The sequence below is a fragment of the Nocardia sp. NPDC049526 genome (assembly GCF_044465765.1).
Lineage (GTDB): Bacteria > Actinomycetota > Actinomycetes > Mycobacteriales > Mycobacteriaceae > Nocardia.
Window position 1 is genome coordinate 105,636 of sequence record NZ_JBITMA010000010.1, and the last position, 19,140, is coordinate 124,775.

Genomic DNA, 19,140 nt, shown 5'->3' on the forward strand with positions numbered 1-19,140 from the left:
CATCAACATCGGAATTCGCTCAAATCTCAACTAGAACCTGTTACAGTCTGCCGATTCGAGGCACTCTCCCACGCCTCACATCGGAAGGTTTCGCTCATGTACGACCGACGCCCCTCGGCCAACACCGTCGTTCGCCAAGGGATGAATCGCCGGAAATTCTTGGCGGGCACTGCAATTGCGGCCGGGGCAATGGCGCTCAGCCCGGCCGCGTGGACCGCCAAGGCGTCGGCGGCACCCATCGGCAACGGGGATCACGTGCCGAATCTGATCATCGGCAGCGGCTACGGCGGCGCGGTCGCCGCGCTGCGCTTGTGTCAGGCAGGCAAGCAGGTGGCGATGATCGAGATGGGCCAGAACTGGACCGCACCCGGTTCGGACGGAAAAGTCTTCTGCACCATGCTCGATCCGGACGAGCGCTCATATTGGTTCCGGACCAGAACCGAGCAGCCGGTCGGCTATTTCGTCGGGGCGGATATCAACCGAGACATCAGCCCGAGCGACGCAGGCGTGCTCGATTCGGAGCATTTCGCGGCGACGCGGGTGTATCAGGGCCGTGGTGTAGGCGGCGGCTCGCTTGTCAACGGCGGTATGGCACCGTTGCCGAAACAGGATTACTTCCAACAGATTCTGCCATCGGTCGACGCGACGACGATGTACTCCACCTATTTTCCGCGCGCGCAGGCCGCGCTCGGCGTCAACAATGTCGACTCGTCCTGGTTCGAATCCGCCGAATGCTACAAATACGCGCGGGTCAGTCGCGTAACCGCCAATAACGCAGGCTACACAACAACATTCGTGCCCAATGTCTACGACTTCAGCTACATGCAGAAGGAGCAGGCGAATACCGTCACTCGCTCGGCGCTGGCCGGTGAGGTGATCTATGGCAACAACTACGGAAAGCGCTCACTCGACAAGACCTATCTGGCGGTGGCCGCCGCGACCGGCAAACTGAGCATCTCCCCGCTGCACAAGGTCACCAGCGTGGCACCGGCCGCGAGCGGTTACACGGTGGTCATCACGCAGATCGACGTGCTCGGCAATACGGTGGCGACAAAGACCGTCACCGCGGACAAGGTCTTCTTCGCGGCGGGCAGCGTCGGCACCAGCAAGCTGCTCGTCACCATGAAGGCGCTGGGCAAGCTGCCCAACCTGGCCGATTCGGTCGGCGCGGGCTGGGGCAATAACGGCAATGTGATGGTCGGCCGGGCCGGACTGGATTTGACCGGCGCGCTCCAATCCGCGATTCCCTGCATGGGCATCGACAACTGGGCCGATGCGAATGGTCCGGTATTCGCCGAAATCGCCCCGTTCCCAACGAGTACCGAGAACGGCGTGAACCTCTATCTGGCGATCACCAAGAACCCCAACCGCGCCAAGTTCACCTACAACTCGTCCACCGGCGGAGTAGATCTGTCCTGGCAGGCGTCGTACACCCAACCGTCGATCGATGCGGCGAAGCGCGTCTTCGACGCCATCAATTCCAAGGCGGGCACGATCTACCGGACCGATCTGTTCGGCGTCTACAAGGTCTGGGGCGACGACTTCGTCTACCACCCGCTCGGCGGCTGCCTACTCGGACAGGCCACCGATAACTACGGCCGCCTGAATGGATACTCCGGGCTGTACGTCATCGACGGGTCGCTGATTCCTGGCAACACCGGCGTCAACCCATTCCTGACGATCACCGGCCTCGCGGAACGCAATATCGAAAAGATCATCGCCACCGACCTGGCATGACACTCGGCCGGTCCGTGCGGGGGCGGTCAGCTTTCTTCCCCGTCCGGATCGGGCCATGCGTCATCGATCGGCCAGCCCGCGGCCTGCAAATGCGCTCGGACACGGGCGATATCGGATTCGAGTGGCATCTCATTGGTCAGTTTGGTGATGAGCACGCCGACATCGACCCGATCGGCCGGTATGGCACCCTGCTCGATCAGCGCGTTCGCCACCTGCCGCACATCCGCTTCGGGGAGTCGCCGCGAGAGCAGGGCCAGCAATGGCACATAGTCCGGATCCGGCACGCCGTGCGGATATCCGGCCCGCAACCACGCGACGATTCTGGTGAGGAGATCTGATAGGGCCATAGGAGGTATCAGGCGTCGGAGGGGTGTGCCAGCGGCCACCCAACGGCTGCGAGCCGGGCCGCGACCCGATTCACATCGTCCTCGCCCGGCGTCTCGTGCGCGAGTTTGCCGATGGCGTCCTGGACCTGCCCCCGGTCGATCACGCCATCGGTATCCGCCGCGATCAACTGTTCGACAACCTCACCGACCTCGTCCTCGGTCAGCTTGCGGTGCAGCACGGCGAACAATGCGACGTAATCCTCAGGTGGGACGCCGTGCGGATACCCGGCACGCAGCCAGTTCAGAACCGATCCGAGTATGGATGCTTTGGATGTCATGAGTTCATTTCTTGGGAGGTTTGGCGCCGAACAGCTGGATGTCGAAGGTGTGGCTGATGAAATCCTTTGCGATATAAAGGATTCCGAAGACCACCGCGACGATGACAATCGCGAAGCAGAGGTACGCGACGACCTGGGCGACTTGGTTGCGCGCACCGGCACCGTCGGCGGTGGCGGGCTCCATCGACCAGAGCCGAATCCCGGTCGCGAAAATCACCGGTAACCCGGTCCCCAGCAAGACGGCGATCAGCGTCACCTCGCCCAGCGACTTGGCGATAGCGGTGAACGTATCCATGAATCCAACCTCCTCAGACCGACGCGCCGGCCTTGGCCTCGACGTTGGACGCAGGCGTGAGCCCACCCTCCCATTCGTCATTGACATTGCTGGTGTCGACCGGATCGCGCCGCGACCGCAGGTACATGTAGGCCGACATCGCGATCAGAATCGCGAAGTCGATGAGCACGCCGCCCAGGCCGCCGACCAGATCAGCGATCCACCAGCACACCGCGCCGACCAGACCCGCGAGCGGGAGCGTGAACAGCCACGCGACAACCATCCGGCCCATAACACCCCAGCGCACCTCCGCGCCCGGCTTACCGAGCCCGGTACCGAGGATCGAACCGGTCGCGGTCTGCGTCGTCGAGAGCGGAAGTCCGAACTGCGCAGACGTGAGAATAATTGCAGCCGAGGACGATTCGGCCGCGAACCCCTGCGGCGGATCGAGCTCGACCAAACCCTTGCCGAGGGTGCGGATAATGCGCCAGCCGCCGAGGTAAGTGCCCGCGGCGATCGCCACCGCACAACAAATCTTGACCCACAATGGAATCGCGTCGCTATTGGTGAACGTGCCGTGCGCGACGAGCGCCATGAAGATGACGCCCATCGTCTTCTGCGCATCATTCGTACCGTGCGCGAGCGAGACGAGCGCGGCGGATCCGATCTGCCCCCAGCGGAACCCGTCGTTCACCTTCTTCTCGACCGATCGACGCGTCAGCCGATAGACCAGAAATGTGCCGAGCCCGGCCACGAGTGCGGCAACGAACGGCGCCAGTAGCGCGGGCACCAGGATCTTGCTGATCAGACCCGTCTTCTCATTCCCGGTCCAGATCACCCCACTGGCGCCGAGCGCAGCCACCGCCGCACCGATGAGACCACCGAACAGCGCGTGCGAGGAACTCGACGGGATACCGAACAGCCAGGTGAACAGATTCCATAGAATCCCACCGACCAGACCGGCGAACACGATGTGCAGCAACTCCATATGGTGCACATTGCCGATATTCAGCAGCCCACCCGACACCGTCTTGGCCACCTCGACCGATAGGAAGGCACCGATCAGGTTGAGTACGGCCGACATACCAACCGCTACCCGCGGGCTCAGCGCACCGGTAGCGATCGAGGTCGCCATGGCATTGGCGGTATCGTGAAACCCATTGGTGAAATCGAACGCCAACGCGGTCACTATGACGATCAGAAGCACGATCAGTTCAGCGCTCACCCAGACATTTTCATGCGCGCGCATCCCGGCTGCTATAGCGGAGCGATCTGTTCACCCACTATTTAGCCGACCACAAGAAGCCGGACAGGTGCCACCGGCCTGGAGTACCCGAGCCGCCGAACCCGTGGCTGTCCTGGCCCGACGGCTACCGCAGGCGACTTCGATCAGCCGCAACCGTAGTGCGACCAAATCACCACGGCCGCAGCGAAAGTCGCCGCTACGGTGCGGTGCAGCGGAAACGGCACCTCCGCGCCCTTTTCGAGTTCGAGCCATGACGGCGTGCAGCCGCATTTCCAAGGGATGACGAGCGCCGAAGTTCCGATGGCCGGGGCCGGATCGCGTTCACCATCGGTGGGAAGGGTCGGGCGACCGTCCTGGACGAATATTGGAATACCGCCGCACTGAGAAACTAGCTGTTCGGAATTGCGTGAACCGATGAACTGGCACCCTGTAGCACGGTCGACCATGCTCACCGATGCCCGCGTATCCCCGGGAGATGCAACGAGCGTCAGAGCATCCCATGAGCCGGACGTGCACCTTCGAGTCAACCTGCGCGGAGTGATCCTGGACTTCATAGCGCGGGCCAGCGCCGCCGAGCAGTTCATCGAGGACCACAAGACCCACCACTATGTCGACGCTGTTTCGGTAATCCCGGGCGACGGGCGCGGGCTGCCGCGGCTCCCCAACGAGGAGTTATATGCCGGGCCGTAGAACCGGCTGGCCTGTGGGTCCCGGTTCGGTATGGTTGCCGGACCGACCTGATCGATTGCACGTCGGCCCCGGGGGTCAGCAAGGAGTTCGCCGTGGTTACGCCACATCAACCCGAATCGTTTCCGCCGCAAGGGAATTACCCTAATCCGCAAGGGTACCCTTATCCGCAGCAGCGTCCGGAGTATCCGCCGCCCGGATTCGGTGTACCGCCGCGGGCGGGCGCCTCGCCGCTGGACTGGATCACCGCAGGGCTGCTCGTCCTGTCCGCGATTCTGATGGGAATCTGGCGATTCACCGACGACTACCTCGATTTCGGGGACCAAATCCCGTTCCTGCTCACCGCCGCGATCGCCGTGGTGGCGGCCATTATCCTGGTGACCGGCGCCGGCGCCAAGAACGGTGCTTTCCGTGCACTCGCCGCCGTCGCCGCGGGCGCGCTGTTCGCCCCGGGTCTCTCGCTCGTGATAGGTATGGCGCAGCACTCGGAATACGCCGAGGTCAAGGATTTCGCCCTCGGCGTTCCCGCCGCGCTACTCGCCCTGGTCGCTTCGGTGACGGCGATCATCGCGTCGTCCCGGTCGTCCGCGCCGCGAACCCCGACCCCGCCGCAGTGGCAGCAACCACCTGCCCAACAACCACCCGGCCAATACCCGCAACACCAGTACCCACCGCACTCCTCCTGGCCGCCGAGGTAGTCCTTTTCCGGACGCTGATTCACTGCCCACGGCGAACTGCACTGGCCACAACGGGCCGCCGCCACTACGCCGTCGCACCTCGGCACCGCTACAGTCGCCCGCGATGTGAAAGCCCGCTTCGGGTGCGGCCGAACGGAATTGGATGCCGCTATGGCTATCGGTCACCGATACCGAACGACGCGCGACCGCGGATACTTTGCTGTGCAAGCGTGGTAGCTATCGTGTGACGTCGCCCCAGATCAGTTTGGCGAGTTGGTCGCGGTCGACGGCGTCGAGTTTGGTGCAGGCCCGGTAGATGTGGCCTTCGACGGTGCGTACCGAGACGAACAGCCGCTCGGCGATCTGGCGGTTGGACAGCCCGCGCGCGATGAGGGCGGTGATCTCGCGTTCGCGGTCGGTGATCGGCAAGGGGCGGGCAGCGGATGCGATGGCGGGAGTGGTCGCTCCATCGCACCGTGCGGCAAGGTCCAGGGCGCGGGCCGCGGCTTGGGCGCTGAGTCGGCGTTGACCTGCATGGTCATGGATCGGTACTGCTTGCGCGGCGGCGTCGGCGGCTGCCAGTAGTAGTCCGGCGCTTTCGAATTCGACACTGACTGCGGAAAGCGCGTGTGTGTCGGAGTTTTCGAAGGCGGCGGCGTGGCGGGCGTAGATCGCCACTACCGGCCCTTGCACGCGGTCGGCCAGTGCGGCCAGCCGCGAAGCGAGGGTTCGGTCGCCGAATCGGGTGGCGTGGTGCAGGGCTTCGGCTTCCAATGCGTACTGGCCCGCGGTGTGGGAGAGGGCTGCGGCCTGGCGGGCGAGTTCGACCGCGGCATGCTGACTGCCGGAGCCCGCCGCCAGCCATGCGCGGGCGATCATGCGTTGCGGTTCGTGCAGGGCCAGGTGCGGTCCGGTGTATTCTTCGGCCTCGCCGAGGACCCGTTCGGCTTGTTGGGAGTCGCCCAGCGCCGCGTAGGCGCGGGCCAGAATCAGCTGCGCAGGCAGTTTCCAGGGTAGTGAGGTTTCGGCGTTGAGTGCGGCGAGGGCTTGTTCGAATGCGGTGATCGCCTCGCGGAAGCGGCCACGGTAGGTGGCGACGACACCGCCCGCGATTTTGGCGATTGCCCAGCCGAGAAACTGTGCGGCGGAGGAGAACTCGCTGTATTCGGTGGCCCGCTGTTCGGCGAGGTCGAGTTCGCCGATGATTGTCAGTGACAGCACGTCGCCGTAGCGCACCATGACCCGGATCATGCCGTCGGTGTTTTTCTGCTGCGCCCGGCTGCGGGCCGCGATCGGTGCGAAGTCGGCGCCACGCCCCGCTACCGGCATCGCCAGGCCGAGGGCGAACGCGGCCCAGTCGACAGCTTGTTTCGGGGAGTTCACGTCGGCGAGTACAGATTCGGCGCCCTCGATGCCGACAGCGATTTTGTTCTCGTGTATCGCCATGGTCGCGTTCACGGCATCGATGATGAGACGCAGGGCGGGATGCTCGACGCGGTCGCCCAGCAGGTCCATTATTTCATGGCCGCGGTCGACATCGCCCACACACCAGAACAGCAGGCTGGCACGCGGAACACCCCATTGGACGAGTTGAAGTTGATCGAGGCGGTCGGGATCGAAGTCGGCCAGGATCTCGTCGGCTTCCTGCGGTCGGCCCTGCCACAGCAGGGCGCGGGAGAGTAGTTCGGCCGCGGGCAGCCCGCCGCCGCGCTCGCATGCGGCGCGCGCGAGGCGTTCGCCCAGCGACAGGTTGGACAGGGCGACAGCATCTTTGGCGGCGGTGATCAACAGGTCGTTGTCGATGGGCTGGGCGCTGTCGACGCACAGTTGTGCCAGTCTGATGCGGTGGGCGGCGGTACTCAGATCCTGCTCGCGCAGCCTCTCGACGATGCGACCCCGCCGCTTGCGTGCAGCGGCGGTGCCGATTCGGCGGCGCACCACGTCACCGAGCAGCGGGTGGCTGAAGCTGGCGCTGACAGACCAGCCGTCGCGGCTGGTGCGTATCAGACCGGAGATCTCGGCGGCGTCCACGGCGTCCTCGCCGACGAGGTCGGTGAGGACATCGATGTCGAGCGGCGCATAGAGTGCCAGCATCTTCAGGGTTTCCAGGACCGGCTCGCCCACCCGGGCGAGCCTGCCGTCGAGCAGGTCCACCAGTCCGGACGGCACCGCGGCGGGTCCTCGTAGCTGCCAGACCCCGTTGACTTCGGTCAGGGTGCCCGCCTCGACGGCGCCTTCGACCATGTTGCGCAGGAACAGCGGATTTCCGCCCGATGACTCCCACATGACGTCGGCGCTGAGGCCTTCCAGGGTGCCGCTCAGGACGGTCTCGACGAGTGCGACGCACTGCTGTTTCGTCAGTGGTTCCAGTTCGATGCGTTCGAGGTAGCCGTCCTTCCACAGCGAAGTGACCGCATCGGGGACCGGTTCGCCGGTGCGGACGGTGGCCACGATAGGAGCGGCGCGGTCGACGGCGATCTGGTGCAACAGAGTCGCGGAGAGTTGGTCGAGCAGGTACGCGTCGTCGACGCCGATCACGGTATTTTGTTGGGTGAGTAGGTTTTCCCTGGCCGAGCAGAGCAGTGCGATGGGATCGCGAGACGCGGTCGGGGCGATCCACGGCGCGAATACACCCAGTGGAATGGCCTGGGACGACTCGGTACAAGCCGCCCACCGGACGGGAGTGCCCAGTGCCGAGGTCACCAGTCGGGCGAGGGTCGTCTTGCCGACCCCGGCGGCACCGACGAGTACGACACCGCCGACATCGCCGCTCGTCAACGCTGTGCGAACGGCCTCGTATTCGACGGGACGATCGAGCAGTTGCCAGCGCTCCCCCATGAGCAATGATTCTAGATCTTGCCCACCGGTGCTGCGACGGGTTTTCGCTGGCGAGCGCACTGCCTTGGTACCGGCCCGGCCTCCTGCCGCCGATCGCGCGGGCGGCGCGGTGGTCATTGTGGAAGTTGGTCGGGGGTGGGTTCGAGGCGGGGGGCGTTGTTGACGTTGTGACGATAGTTGCTGGATGCTTCGTACACGCGCTGCTTGAGCCGGTTGATCGATCCCAGTGGCCGGTGGGCATCCAGACCACGCCAGGAGTTGAACGACAACACGTCGTCACCGAAGGCGCGCCGTTGCGGGGTGTAGGGGTCCTGGCGGTCGAAGCGGATGGTCGCCACCGTCCGGTGCGGTGATTCGGCTTCGGGCCATGCGGCGGTCGCGTCCTCGATCGGCATGGTGTCGAGGTCGGTGCACAGCTGCACGCGCAGCTCGTATTCGGCGCTGTGGCAGGCGAAGAAGTCGACGACCATGTCCTGGTGCGCGTTGGCGCCCGCGTCGTGGCCCACCGGTTGACCCGCCAGGGCGCTGACTTCCGGTGAAACCGGCGTGTAGAGGATCTTGGCGATGTAGTCGCCGTAGCGCAGGGGTGCCGAGGAATAGAACGTTTCGCCCAGGATGTGGGTGTTGGGCCGTACGAACACGCCCAGGTTGGGCGGCACGGGACGTCCGATACGCCGCAACACGTGCTCGTCGAGCGCGGAAAGGACGGTACTGCCCGTGTGTAGGACCGGATCGGGCAACCGGGCCAGCACCCACGCGGTGGGCATTCCCCGGGTGTAGTAGGCGTGGGCGTCGGCGAACAGGAATTCACGGTGGGTCACCATGATGAAGTCCTGGGTGGTGGCCTCGTCGCCGGGCAGGGCGCGCGGCCCGTCCACGCCGAGCACTTTGATTCCCAGCCCGCGCACGCCGCGCAGCTGGTCGCTGCGGATTACGCCGGAGGTGCTCGACAGCCGGGCGACGACCGGATACGAGGCCGGGGTGGCGAACAAGCCCTGGGCCAGTTCGGGTGGCAGACCGGGGTGAACGGTGAGCTCGCCGCGCAGGATGCCGTGGCTCTTGGCGTGCGCGTCGCGCAGTCCGTGCTTGTACTTGCGATAGGCCCGCTCGTTGTTGCTGCGCAGCACCGCGATGATCTTGTCGATGTCGCGGTCTTCGTCGGGTCGTGGCCGTTCCAGGTCGTCGCGGTAGCGAAGGTAGGTAGGGGTGGTCGTGCGCGGTGCGGTCAGGTCGGTCATCGCGGTCGTTTCCTTTCCGGCTCACGCAGCGGGCCGACGCCGCGCCACGGAGCGAACGGGTTGGCGACACCGTCGAGCGCGGGCGCCAAAGTGGGAAAGTGACGCAGTAGGACGCTGCGCATAGTGTTGTCGCGGACCCACGCCATGCCGGCCTCGGTGTAGATCTCGGGACGGAAGTCGGTGGTGAAGAACCGGTCACCCGACAGCCGCCGCGAGGCCATCAGTACGAACACACGGAATGCGGTGTCGCTGAAACCGAATCCGGGTGGTTTGGGCTCGGCGTAGAGCCCGACCATGAGATCGACATCTTCCACATCGCCGTAGACCCGCTCGAGTTCACGCGCCCATACCGGGTTGTCGGTCAACTCGTCGAACGAGGTTGCAGGTGGCAGGCGCAGTTGGCGGCGGAACTCGTTGTAGCGCGGTACTCCTCGTTCACGGACCCGCAGGATGTCCACGGTCGCGAGATCCGTCAGCGGGTGGCCGGGGCGGGCGAGTTTCTGCAGGTGGACCGGATAGTTGTGCAGGGTCAGCGCACCGGGATTGGCGCGGCCGAACGAGTAGAACAACGCATCCATCGGCGTCTCGGCCAGACGCTCGCGGATGTGGGTGACCCCCAGATCGGGCAACTGATACTCGGCGACGACACTGTCGTCGGCCAGGCTGCGGACCACGAAGTCGTCGGGGATCAGGGGATGCATCCGGTACACGGCGACGAATTCCTCGGTCAGCGAATACGGGACGCCGTGGTCATCGGTAGCGGAACCGGGTATGCCGCACAACACTTCGTTGCCGCTGAGGCGACCGAACCGGCGAGCGATCCGCTCCCCGAGGACGCCGAACCAGTTGGCGCGCATGGCGGCGACGGTGGTGGGGTGGGCGATGATGGCCGGTGTCCAATCGATGGTGTGGATCTTGGCGATCAATGCCGAGTTGACCAGACGGGCGGTGTCGTAGAGCTGCTCGTCGCTCATATCGGGGTAGCGGCGGGCCAGGCGCTCGCAGATCGCGTTGTGTTCGCGCATGAACAGCGAATGCAACAGAGCGAGTCCGACCCAGGCGTTGGCCGCGGTGCCGGACAGGTCCAGCAGGCCTTCCACATCCAGCGGCGGTAGTCCCAATTCGTCGACCTGGACTCGCCCTTTCTCCCTGGCCCGTAGTGCCGCGGCGAATTTCGGTGTGCTGCCGTAGATCTGGGAGGCATCCCACCAATGGGATTCCTGGGTCGGGTAAGTCGGGGCGCCGCCGGGTTCGGGGCTGGGGACCGTGGGGGTGCGCGGGATCGTCATGGGCGGCACCGGCCACGGATCCAGATCGGTCAGCGGAACCGTCCAGGGCTCCGTATCGCTGTCACCGTGGCTGACCCAATCGTGGACCTCGAACTGAATCCAGGCCGCCGCCAGCAGATTCAACGTGGTCGCCGGCTGAAATCGGTCGCGAGTCAACAGATCCCGGCTGATCAGCCGCGGGTTTGGTTCCATTATCCGGTCGGAATCCTCCGGGTAGGTGTATTCCAGCGGGATGTTGCGACCGAACCGGCAGCCGACCGAACCCGCGCGGGGCTCGGCGAGAGTGTTGTAGGTCCCGTCGACGGTTCGTGCGCGCAGGTGCTCGCCGACAGCAGACCCGTCGGTGGGCAACGGTCCGTCCGGATGAGGACCGGTGTCGAAGAGATTCTCGGCGCGCAGGCGGCTGCGCAAGCCGACGAGGACGGCCAATCCCAGCGGCGAGGGCAACCTGAACCAGCCGACACCGCGATCGAGCGCCTCGGCGACCGCGACCAACAGCCGGGTAACGGGCGGCAGGCGACGCGACGACGGTGGATTGGTCACCGGCGGTGGAATTGTCGGCTTTTCACTGACCATGACGAACCTCCACGTGGCTGGCGCGAGCTGCGACGCGCCAAGATCGAATTCGCATGCCAGTCTCCGTGGCGACCGGACACCAGTCGCGAGTAGTCGACTACGCCAAACCCGATTGCTGCGGCAGAAGTGCCGATCCCCCGGGACCACGACACTGTTCTACAGCGACGACCCACCGCCAGGGCGAGCCGTTCCGTTCCGAGCAATCCGGCCTCTTACTCCACACACGCCGCCGACGTCGCGCGGCAGCAGGTGCCAACGCACCCAATCGGGTAGCGCGGTACGCGCGCCCACCGGCCCCGGTTGGTCAACGCTGTCTTAGATGGTGCTGCCGGGCAGCGGGAGGATCCCGGCAACTGCGAGAAAGGGGCGCTCGGGTGATCACTCCGATCGAAATCAAGGTCAATCTCGACGGCGACGTCGCGGAGGCACTGACCCGGCTGGAGTGCACGGGCCGGCCGGCAGTCGACCGTCGCATCTGGTTCGCCGAGCCCCGTCCCACCGGTCCGGACACAGCGCCGACACTGCTGTCGAGCCGAATCGCTATCCGGTTGCGCTGCGGCGAGACCGACGATCTGACCGTAAAACTGCGCCCCTGCCTGCCATCGCAATTGGTCGGCAGATGGACCACCTCCTTCACCGACGATGCACTGCGGTACCGCATCGAAGAAGACTGGAACGCGCAACGCCGGGTCCTGTCCGCCTCGGCAGTCAGTGACCGACCGGCCGGATCCCTGCGCGACGCGACAGTGCACGGCGCCGACGTCACCACCGTTCTGGATACCGCCCAGCGCCAACTCCTGGTGAGCTGCACACCTCCGGGGGTAGCAGTCGATCGCCTCCTGGCCATGGGCCCCATCGCGTCGACAAAGTGGACGAACGTGCGCGTGGGCGATCTACACGTCGATGCCGAACGCTGGACCATCGCCGACCTCGACCTGCTCGAGCTGTCCCTGAGAGTCACTCCCGCACACGGTGAGTCACACACCGAGGTGCGAAACCGCGCCCTCCACCGGCAACGCAAATTCGAGGCCGCGGTACGTCGACGTGGTCTGCACGTCGCGACCGGCGATACCAAGACCCAGCAGGTGCTCGCCGCGTTGACAGCGCGATCGATCCCCCGGCTATCGGATGCCGACCAGCCTCGGTGACGGCGTCAGGTTCGGTCTGCTGACGGCATCGCGCACGTCGGCCGGCCAAATGGAAAGTCGATAGACGGGGTCGATGTCGAAGTAGTCCTCGGGCCCGACCAACACCCTCGTACGTATGTCGATGCGATACCGCTGGTACCGACCCGAATGGATCGGAGACCGGCTTGTTGTCGAGATGATCGACTTGGCGATGCCGTCGCTCGGCTGAACGGTATTCATATGCCGGCATCGAACGCCGATCCGTCAGCAGGTGGCGGGTGCGGGCTCGCCGAGAATCCGGGCGTTCAGCCACGGCAGCACCTCGGGGGCACCGATCACCGCGGCCGACAGATGCTCGAACGCTGGCACTTGCAGCGTCTGCACCTGTACCCCGGCCGCACACCAGTGGCTGTCGACATGGTCGATCGCTTCGATCGGAATCAGGGGATCGGTCGGCGAATGCCATTCGAACACCGGTATTTCCGGCACCCGATCGTAGAATTCCAGACTGTTCTCCCGCAACACCGCCCGAGCTTCGGGGAGGGCAGCAGTCGGGGTGCTGGCCAGATATTCGCGGGCGCTGCCGCCGACACCGGTGAAGAGGATCTGGTTGGTGCAGCTGTTGGCCATGGCGTCCCGGACGGCCAAGCCGCGCTTGTTGAGATACGCGCTGACCGGCATCCGCTTCGGGTACTCCCGCTCCAGGCCGATCGCCGCCGCCATGGCCAGTCCGAAGGCCGGATGCGTCTCCATGCCCACCGCCTCCGCCATTGTCTCCATGTTCATCGGAGCGCCGCCGATGGCCGCACCCGCAAGCTCCAGTTCCGGCGCGTACGACGGCTGCAGCGCAGCTGCCCATCCGGTGGCCATGCCGCCGCCGGAGTAACCGGCCAGCACCACCCGGCTGTGCTGCACGGCGAGTTCGGGCAGCCGTTTCACCGCGCGGACACCGTCCAATACGATCTGGCCGCCCAAACGCGCAGCGCCGAAAGCGAAGTTCGGGCCGAGATGATCCGGCAGCGCGACACTCCAGCCCTGTGCCAGGGCCATGTTCAAAATCGACGCCGTGGTAACCAGATTCGGATCGCCGGTGTACAGCTGGTGCGATACCGCGCAGGCGGTGCCGAGCGCATTGATGAAGTGCTGATACGACAGTAGCGGCCCGTCGGGTTGATGACCGATGGGGGTAAGGATCGTGGTGGTCGCCGCGATCGGCGCGCCCTGCGAGTTGGTGGACCGGAATGCGACCTGCGTGACGGTGGTGCCGGGGAACAGGACCACGGGCGGCAGCGCCCGCACGTCGAGCACGTCACCAGGCCGGTGCGCCGCCAGATCCGCCGGGGCGGCGAAGAACGGGTCCGGATCGGGCTGCGGATACAACGGTTCTGCGGTTGCCGTCGTCGCCAGCAGCAGCCCGAGTGCCACGCTCCCGAGCGCACTCAGGATCCGTACCGAACCACTGCGCCTGCTGCGGAGAAAGCGAAGAAACCGACGAGTCACGACCATGACCTCCATGGGTAGTTCACGGCATTCGTTTGACCAGCAAGTCCGAGCTCACGTGCGACCTTATCGGCAAACTTTCAGCGATACGCCGAAAATAGCCGATGCGCTGGGAAAATAGCACTGCAAACTCGATGGAGGCAAACCTCAGCGTCGGAGCGGCGTGCTCGGCGAGATCGGGTACCCGCGATAGCCATTCGGACAGCCGGGATCCTTGCGATCGGTCCATCGTCGCCGGCGCACGCCGGAAGTTGGGGCATCGCATCACCGCGTATTCACAATCAGCAGCGCCCGCGCACCCTCGCGCACGATCTCGTCGAGAGGGCGAGAACGACCCGCAGTCCGGCACACCGCAGCCGTTGGAACCGTCGCTTCGATCCGCGCCATCGTCTGCTCGGACAGACTCACCAGCAGCCGATGGTCGTACGGCCACAGGTTGCCGATGGTCTTCGTCAATCCTCACGGTCTGTCGACAAACCCCGATCCGACAGCACTTGCGCGAACTTTCCAGACACGATGAAACACAACCCGTACAGAATGGCGCGGACTGCGTGATGTGACCGGTTCATCCGACGGTCATCTCGCCCATCTCCGACCAGCCGCCGGCCTCGATGGTCTGGCTGATGATCCGTGGGGTCGACTCGAGGGCCTGCGGCAACTCGTCCATCGCGGTCTCGAAGTGGGCACTGCGGACGTGGGCGGCGCCCGCGGCCTGGTCACGGAAGGCTTCCACGAGAACGAATTCGGTGGGGTCATCAACACTGCGGGACCAGTCGAACCAGAGGTTGCCCTCCTCGGCGCGGGTGGCGGCGGTGAACGGAGTGACGAGGTCGAGCCAGCGATCGGTCCACTCGGGCTTCGTCTTGAACTTCACGACGATGAAGATCATTGCGCTTCTCCTCGGTGCGTCGGGCTGCCGCGACACCGCCCGACCCTCCGCGGGTTCGGGCGGTGCGCGTTGCGAACTACCCATTGTCGGACGGCTAGGACGGCTCCGCCGGCGGCTGATACGTGACCTCCCGAGCGACGGCTTCGTCGACCTGCTCAGGAGTCAACAGCGCCACGGTATGCGAGAACGCCGCACCGGAAGCAGCAGTACGGATCGCCAGTGCCGCAGCCGAAACCTCGTCCGGGACATCACCGATCACGAACAGATCATCCTCACCGAAGGCGAAATAGCAGACATCCACCTGACCGCCCACACTTTCGACCATTTCGGTGATGGCCGCCCGGCGGACGCTGCCACCCTGCGCGAGCAGACCGCGCGCCCCCTCCGGTGAGTAGCTGACCCGCCACAGATACTTCGGCATTCCGGTCTCCTCCTTCTCGCAGGACGATCTGGGCGAGACCGACCATACGGTCTCGCCGACCGCCGGGCGTCACTGCAGGAGTGGCGTTGTAGCAATGATGCAGCAACGTAACAGCCGAATTCGGCGCTAACCGATCGGCAGCGCGGTCAGGATCGGGTCGTAAGCCCAGTTCAACATGCGTTCGGCGTCGTTCTTTGCGGCGACGGCGCTGTCGGGTGAGCTGTGCAGGACCACACCGATCAACGGTATTCCTGCCCTGACCGTCTCGAACAGCAGGCAGGTTCCCGCAGCGTCGGTGGATCCGGTTTTGATGCCGATAGTGCCGGGATAGTCGTGCAGCATCCTGTTCGTGGTCTGCCAGAGGTGATCGCGGTTGCCCGGGCCGGCGGGCAGGTGATAGCTCTGCGACCCGGCGATGTCGCGGAACACCGGCAGGCTCATCGCGCGCATGCCGAGGGTCACCAGGTCCGCCGGTGTGGAGTAGGTGGAGTAGTCGGTGGGGGCGGGCAGCCCGCTGGGGTCGGTGAAATATGTTCCCGCCAGGCCCATTTGACGTGCGGTGTCGTTCATTTTGGCGATGAAGCCGTCTTGGCCGGGCCCGTATGCCTCGGCAAGGGTATAGGCGGCGTCGCAGCCGGACGGCAGCATCATCGCGTATAGGAGCTGTCGCGCGGTGAGCACCTCGCCGGGGACCAGGCCTGCGTTGCTGCCGTCGTACTTGGCGCCATAGGCGATGATTTCTTGCGGCACGGTAATGGTCCGGTCGAGGTCGCCGGCGTTGATCACGACCAGTGCCGTCATCACCTTCGTGATGCTGGCGATCGGGACCGGGGTGTTCGGCTGTCGCGACCACAGCATCGTGCCGGTGACTCCGTCTGCCAGCGCTGCTCCCGTCGCCTGCACTGCGTCCGGCTCAGAAGTCATCCAGGGCAACTGAATATGGGCCTCGCTCGCGGCGGGAGCGGCCGTGACGCCATGACCGACTACGACGACCAGCGCCCCGACTACGACAGACTGCAACAATCTGGCAAATGTCCGCATGGCCACATTCTGTCGTGTAAACCCCTCCACCAGTGGGATTTCACCGACCGGATTACCGCGCCGTTCCAGCAACAGCGTCCAGTCAGCTAATTCGAGATGCGCTGAGCCCGACGCTTCTCGCCTGCGACCGTTCGCTCAGCGGCATGGCCGTGCCGCTCCGCAGACGAGATCGGCGTTCAGGGGCCCGTGCGGGCCCGGCGTCAAGCCGCCGTGGAGTATCGGCGAACCGCCAGCCGGAACTCGCCACGCTGATCGAGCAGGGCAGATTCCATGGCGATGTCCTCGATGTCGGTTGCGGGGAGCGTGATCGATGAGATCAGGCCGGCGCGAATCCATGGCAATCTGCCCCCGGTGATGCCGGCGGACGCGGGTTTCCGGTTCGAGGGTTTGCACAACGCCGAGCTACTCGGCTTCCTTCGGTCATGAACCGCACTCTCACACAAATGCCAGGCCATACCTCAAATGGTGGTGACGAAGCCGCCGTCGATCCGCAGGTCGGATCCGGTGATATTGGCGGATCGATCGCCGGCCAGGAACACGACCAGGTCGGCAACCTGCTCCGGAGTGGTGAACCGGCCCATCGAGGCAGCACCGGCTGTCGCGGACCTGACTTCTTCGGGGGTCTGACCGCTGGCGTCGGCGATCGTGTCGGCCACTCCGCCTTCATCCAGCCACAGCCCGGTCGTTACTGGTCCGGGGCTTATCGAGTTGACGCGAATGTTCTTCGGTCCCAATTCCTTTGACAAAGCCTTGCCGAAGTTGGTGACGGCAGCCTTGGTGGCACAGTAGTCATAGATCCCGGGGTCGGGATAGTAGGCGTTGACCGATCCGATGATGACGATCGAGCCGCCGCCACGGCGGTACATCTGTGGCAACGCGGCCCGGGTCGGCCGCACCGTCCCCATCACATTGAGATCCCAGGATGCCTGCCACTGGTCGTCGGTAACGTGTGCGATTCCGCCCGGTTGCACAGTGACCGCGCCGACGTTGTTCACCAGTACATCGATGCCGCCGCGGTCTGCTGCGGCCGCAACCAGGTCATCGGCGCCGCCGGGCTGTGACAAATCGGCGGACACGAAAGTCACTTTCCCCGCCGTTTCCAGCGCCGCGAGATCGGGGCCGCGGCTGCGTGATCCGGCCACGACGTGGGCATCGGCGTCCACCAGCGCTCGGGTGATCGCGAGCCCGATACCTTTGCTGGCGCCGGTAACGACGGCGGTCTTGCCCGACAGATGTAGATCCATGCTGTTACTCCCGTCGCCGACTCGGTTTGTGACCCCGAACACGCTACGCGCAGCTCAGCGCCGCCAGATCCACACCGCGACCTCGGAGTGCCGCAGCCGTATGCGCTGGCCCACCTCTTCTTCGCCGTATACGACCACCTGGCCGAATTCTGTCGACACTCCGACAGAATCGGCATCGTTCACCGCGTGAACGGTGTCCGGCCCTGCTCAATCCGGTCCCGACCCCGTCGTTGACAGCTGCTATACCTCCAATTATCTTTGCTATAAAAGCAAATTAGCTTTGTGGATAAACATATTAGCTGTCGCTTCTCCTCTGCCGGCCCGGCACGACAGAGGACGTTCTGTAGGAGGGCATCATGTCGTACCCAACACCCGACGCCACCGAGGTCATGCAATGGATTCGCGACACGGCCCACCCGCTCGACGTGGTCGAGCCCGACGGGCCACTTGCCGATCTCGAGGTGCTGGCTGATCGGGCCGGTGACGTCGCCGTCGTCGGTATCGGCATGACCATCCGCGCCGGGCACGAACTGTCTGCAACCGCGCATCGAATACTGCGGATATTGGTGGAGCAAAACGGATTTCGAGCGCTGGCAATGCTCGACGACGAGGCCGTCATCGCGGCCATCGACGAGTACGCGCGCACGGGTGTCGGCGACCCGCGGAAATTGCTCGACGATGTCTGGGTCCCGTGGCGCAACTCCGAGACACTCGCGGTGCTGGAATGGGCGCGCGCCTTCAATCGGGCGCACCCGGACGATCCACTGCGGCTGTTCGGCCTGACGCCGGAGGGTGCGAAGCCTGCACACTATGGGCAAGTGACAGCGTTCGTCAGAACTGTTGCGCCGGAACGACTCGGCGAGCTGAGCTCGCATTACGACCCGATTGTCACCGCCCACCGGTTGGGTGAGCACTTACAGCGCGCAAACGGCACCCACCCCGGGCGCCCGTTCGTGGACTATGCCCGAGATGCGCTGACACTGGTCGAGTCATTGCCCGGTGCTGCCGATGCGCCCGCCGTGCTCGACGCAGCCCGTCTCATCGTGCGATACCACGAGTTCAGCACCGCCTCCGGGCGCCGTGACTTCGCCGCCGAAACCGCGGACGCCGCCGACCGCATCACCGACTGGCACGACCGCACCGGGCACCGGATCGTGTACTGGGAAGGGGTGTCGAATACAGCCGTCGCAGACCGGCTCACCATGGCTGCGATGTCACAGGAGTTCCCAACCACAGGATCTCTGCTCCGGAAACGGTTCGGCACCGGCTACCTCTCGGTGGCGGTCACCTTCCATCACGGCAAGGTCCGCGCCAACATGGCAATCCCCGCGCCAGCGAAAGATTTCGCCGACATTGTGCTCGACCTTCCCGAACGCGAGAACTACCTGCTCGATTTGCGGAATCCGCCCGCGGATGCGGTACAACGATGGCTGCACCAGCCCGTCAAGCTCCGTCTCGTCATCGGAACCTACACGCCGGACCGCGACGCCGAGCACTACATCGCCGGTTCCGGCCTGGGTGATTGGTTCGACATCATGCTCCGGATCCGCACCATCACCCCGACGCACTCGCTCCTCGGTTCACAATGACTGTCTCGATCCGCGACGCACCCCGGTAGGTACTCCGCACGCAGGGTTCCAGGATTGGGGTTGCCGAATCCGGCACAGCCGGAGGCCCCGCGTTCAGCGCTAC

General features: G+C 65.0%; 19 protein-coding genes and 1 pseudogene. 6 read left to right on the forward strand and 14 right to left on the reverse strand.

Going from position 1 to position 19,140, the window contains the following annotated elements; all coding sequences use genetic code 11:
- Window positions 1-96 precede the first annotated feature (96 nt).
- The gene (locus ACIBW7_RS29465; RefSeq protein WP_397051890.1) at window positions 97-1,737 is read left to right on the forward strand and encodes a GMC oxidoreductase; all 1,641 of its coding nucleotides are present in this window, start codon (window positions 97-99) and stop codon (window positions 1,735-1,737) included.
- 26 nt (window positions 1,738-1,763) lie between these two features.
- On the opposite strand, the gene ACIBW7_RS29470 is transcribed toward ACIBW7_RS29465, so the two are convergent.
- The 5 genes from ACIBW7_RS29470 to ACIBW7_RS29490 all read right to left on the reverse strand — a co-directional run bounded on the left by ACIBW7_RS29470 (window position 1,764) and on the right by ACIBW7_RS29490 (window position 4,373).
- The gene (locus ACIBW7_RS29470; protein ID WP_397051892.1) at window positions 1,764-2,084 is read right to left on the reverse strand and encodes a DUF3349 domain-containing protein; all 321 of its coding nucleotides are present in this window, start codon (window positions 2,082-2,084) and stop codon (window positions 1,764-1,766) included.
- Window positions 2,085-2,092: 8 nt separating this feature from the next.
- Window positions 2,093-2,401 carry a DUF3349 domain-containing protein gene (locus ACIBW7_RS29475; protein WP_364473271.1) on the reverse strand — a complete coding sequence of 103 codons (309 nt, stop codon included), beginning with the start codon at window positions 2,399-2,401 and terminating at the stop codon, window positions 2,093-2,095.
- A 4-nt stretch (window positions 2,402-2,405) separates the two neighbouring features.
- The gene (locus ACIBW7_RS29480; protein WP_397051895.1) at window positions 2,406-2,696 is read right to left on the reverse strand and encodes a hypothetical protein; all 291 of its coding nucleotides are present in this window, start codon (window positions 2,694-2,696) and stop codon (window positions 2,406-2,408) included.
- A gap of 13 nt (window positions 2,697-2,709) precedes the next feature.
- Window positions 2,710-3,900 carry an anion permease gene (locus ACIBW7_RS29485; protein WP_397051897.1) on the reverse strand — a complete coding sequence of 397 codons (1,191 nt, stop codon included), beginning with the start codon at window positions 3,898-3,900 and terminating at the stop codon, window positions 2,710-2,712.
- Window positions 3,901-4,064: 164 nt separating this feature from the next.
- On the reverse strand, window positions 4,065-4,373 hold the full coding sequence (locus tag ACIBW7_RS29490; RefSeq protein ID WP_397051899.1) for a hypothetical protein: 309 nt from the start codon (window positions 4,371-4,373) through the stop codon (window positions 4,065-4,067).
- 58 nt (window positions 4,374-4,431) lie between these two features.
- On the opposite strand from ACIBW7_RS29490, the gene ACIBW7_RS29495 reads away from it, so the two are divergent.
- Window positions 4,432-4,611 (forward strand): hypothetical protein, encoded by a 180-nt coding sequence (locus ACIBW7_RS29495; RefSeq protein WP_397051901.1) that lies wholly within the window; start codon window positions 4,432-4,434, stop codon window positions 4,609-4,611.
- A 92-nt stretch (window positions 4,612-4,703) separates the two neighbouring features.
- A complete protein-coding gene (locus tag ACIBW7_RS29500; protein ID WP_397051903.1) occupies window positions 4,704-5,306 on the forward strand; it encodes a hypothetical protein in 603 nt (200 codons plus the stop codon).
- Window positions 5,307-5,522: 216 nt separating this feature from the next.
- Here the strand turns inward: ACIBW7_RS29500 and ACIBW7_RS29505 are convergent, their stop codons facing one another.
- The 3 genes from ACIBW7_RS29505 to ACIBW7_RS29515 form a co-directional block, all read right to left on the reverse strand.
- Window positions 5,523-8,123 (reverse strand): LuxR C-terminal-related transcriptional regulator, encoded by a 2,601-nt coding sequence (locus ACIBW7_RS29505; RefSeq protein WP_397051905.1) that lies wholly within the window; start codon window positions 8,121-8,123, stop codon window positions 5,523-5,525.
- A gap of 113 nt (window positions 8,124-8,236) precedes the next feature.
- Window positions 8,237-9,361: a catalase family protein gene (locus ACIBW7_RS29510; RefSeq protein WP_397051906.1), complete on the reverse strand. Its 1,125-nt coding sequence runs from the start codon at window positions 9,359-9,361 to the stop codon at window positions 8,237-8,239.
- Window positions 9,358-11,226 carry a peroxidase family protein gene (locus tag ACIBW7_RS29515; RefSeq protein WP_397051908.1) on the reverse strand — a complete coding sequence of 623 codons (1,869 nt, stop codon included), beginning with the start codon at window positions 11,224-11,226 and terminating at the stop codon, window positions 9,358-9,360. The genes ACIBW7_RS29510 and ACIBW7_RS29515 overlap by 4 nt, the downstream gene beginning before the upstream one ends.
- A 374-nt stretch (window positions 11,227-11,600) precedes the next feature.
- Here ACIBW7_RS29515 and ACIBW7_RS29520 point away from each other — a divergent pair, with 374 nt between their 5' ends.
- On the forward strand, window positions 11,601-12,374 hold the full coding sequence (locus ACIBW7_RS29520; protein WP_397051910.1) for a hypothetical protein: 774 nt from the start codon (window positions 11,601-11,603) through the stop codon (window positions 12,372-12,374).
- Window positions 12,375-12,617: 243 nt separating this feature from the next.
- On the opposite strand, the gene ACIBW7_RS29525 is transcribed toward ACIBW7_RS29520, so the two are convergent.
- From ACIBW7_RS29525 to ACIBW7_RS29545, 5 genes are all read right to left on the reverse strand, one after another.
- Window positions 12,618-13,778: a lipase family protein gene (locus tag ACIBW7_RS29525; RefSeq protein WP_397051912.1), complete on the reverse strand. Its 1,161-nt coding sequence runs from the start codon at window positions 13,776-13,778 to the stop codon at window positions 12,618-12,620.
- 339 nt (window positions 13,779-14,117) lie between these two features.
- Window positions 14,118-14,309, reverse strand: coding sequence for a hypothetical protein (locus tag ACIBW7_RS29530; protein ID WP_397051914.1), 192 nt, complete (start codon window positions 14,307-14,309; stop codon window positions 14,118-14,120).
- 109 nt (window positions 14,310-14,418) lie between these two features.
- Window positions 14,419-14,742 (reverse strand): putative quinol monooxygenase, encoded by a 324-nt coding sequence (locus ACIBW7_RS29535; protein WP_397051916.1) that lies wholly within the window; start codon window positions 14,740-14,742, stop codon window positions 14,419-14,421.
- Between the two features lie 94 nt (window positions 14,743-14,836).
- A complete protein-coding gene (locus ACIBW7_RS29540) occupies window positions 14,837-15,163 on the reverse strand; it encodes a GYD domain-containing protein (RefSeq protein ID WP_397051918.1) in 327 nt (108 codons plus the stop codon).
- Between the two features lie 126 nt (window positions 15,164-15,289).
- On the reverse strand, window positions 15,290-16,087 hold the full coding sequence (locus tag ACIBW7_RS29545; protein WP_397051920.1) for a D-alanyl-D-alanine carboxypeptidase family protein: 798 nt from the start codon (window positions 16,085-16,087) through the stop codon (window positions 15,290-15,292).
- Between the two features lie 238 nt (window positions 16,088-16,325).
- On the opposite strand from ACIBW7_RS29545, the pseudogene ACIBW7_RS29550 reads away from it, so the two are divergent.
- Window positions 16,326-16,506, forward strand: a pseudogene (locus tag ACIBW7_RS29550) (hypothetical protein); the annotation flags it as partial.
- 156 nt (window positions 16,507-16,662) lie between these two features.
- Here the strand turns inward: ACIBW7_RS29550 and ACIBW7_RS29555 are convergent.
- On the reverse strand, window positions 16,663-17,448 hold the full coding sequence (locus tag ACIBW7_RS29555; protein WP_397051922.1) for an SDR family NAD(P)-dependent oxidoreductase: 786 nt from the start codon (window positions 17,446-17,448) through the stop codon (window positions 16,663-16,665).
- A 356-nt stretch (window positions 17,449-17,804) separates the two neighbouring features.
- Between ACIBW7_RS29555 and ACIBW7_RS29560 the strand changes: the two genes are divergently transcribed.
- Window positions 17,805-19,037: an erythromycin esterase family protein gene (locus tag ACIBW7_RS29560; protein WP_397051924.1), complete on the forward strand. Its 1,233-nt coding sequence runs from the start codon at window positions 17,805-17,807 to the stop codon at window positions 19,035-19,037.
- Window positions 19,038-19,140: the final 103 nt, after the last annotated feature.

Bases quoted from the DNA above. Each gene is read 5' to 3' on its own strand.
- ACIBW7_RS29465 (WP_397051890.1), top strand. From the start codon at position 97: ATGTACGACCGACGCCCCTCGGCCAACACCGTCGTTCGCCAAGGGATG.
- ACIBW7_RS29470 (WP_397051892.1), bottom strand. From the start codon at position 2,084: ATGGCCCTATCAGATCTCCTCACCAGAATCGTCGCGTGGTTGCGGGCC.
- ACIBW7_RS29475 (WP_364473271.1), bottom strand. From the start codon at position 2,401: ATGACATCCAAAGCATCCATACTCGGATCGGTTCTGAACTGGCTGCGT.
- ACIBW7_RS29480 (WP_397051895.1), bottom strand. From the start codon at position 2,696: ATGGATACGTTCACCGCTATCGCCAAGTCGCTGGGCGAGGTGACGCTG.
- ACIBW7_RS29505 (WP_397051905.1), bottom strand. From the start codon at position 8,123: ATGGGGGAGCGCTGGCAACTGCTCGATCGTCCCGTCGAATACGAGGCC.
- ACIBW7_RS29510 (WP_397051906.1), bottom strand. From the start codon at position 9,361: ATGACCGACCTGACCGCACCGCGCACGACCACCCCTACCTACCTTCGC.
- ACIBW7_RS29515 (WP_397051908.1), bottom strand. From the start codon at position 11,226: ATGGTCAGTGAAAAGCCGACAATTCCACCGCCGGTGACCAATCCACCG.
- ACIBW7_RS29535 (WP_397051916.1), bottom strand. From the start codon at position 14,742: ATGATCTTCATCGTCGTGAAGTTCAAGACGAAGCCCGAGTGGACCGAT.
- ACIBW7_RS29540 (WP_397051918.1), bottom strand. From the start codon at position 15,163: ATGCCGAAGTATCTGTGGCGGGTCAGCTACTCACCGGAGGGGGCGCGC.
- ACIBW7_RS29545 (WP_397051920.1), bottom strand. From the start codon at position 16,087: ATGACTTCTGAGCCGGACGCAGTGCAGGCGACGGGAGCAGCGCTGGCA.
- ACIBW7_RS29555 (WP_397051922.1), bottom strand. From the start codon at position 17,448: ATGGATCTACATCTGTCGGGCAAGACCGCCGTCGTTACCGGCGCCAGC.
- ACIBW7_RS29560 (WP_397051924.1), top strand. From the start codon at position 17,805: ATGTCGTACCCAACACCCGACGCCACCGAGGTCATGCAATGGATTCGC.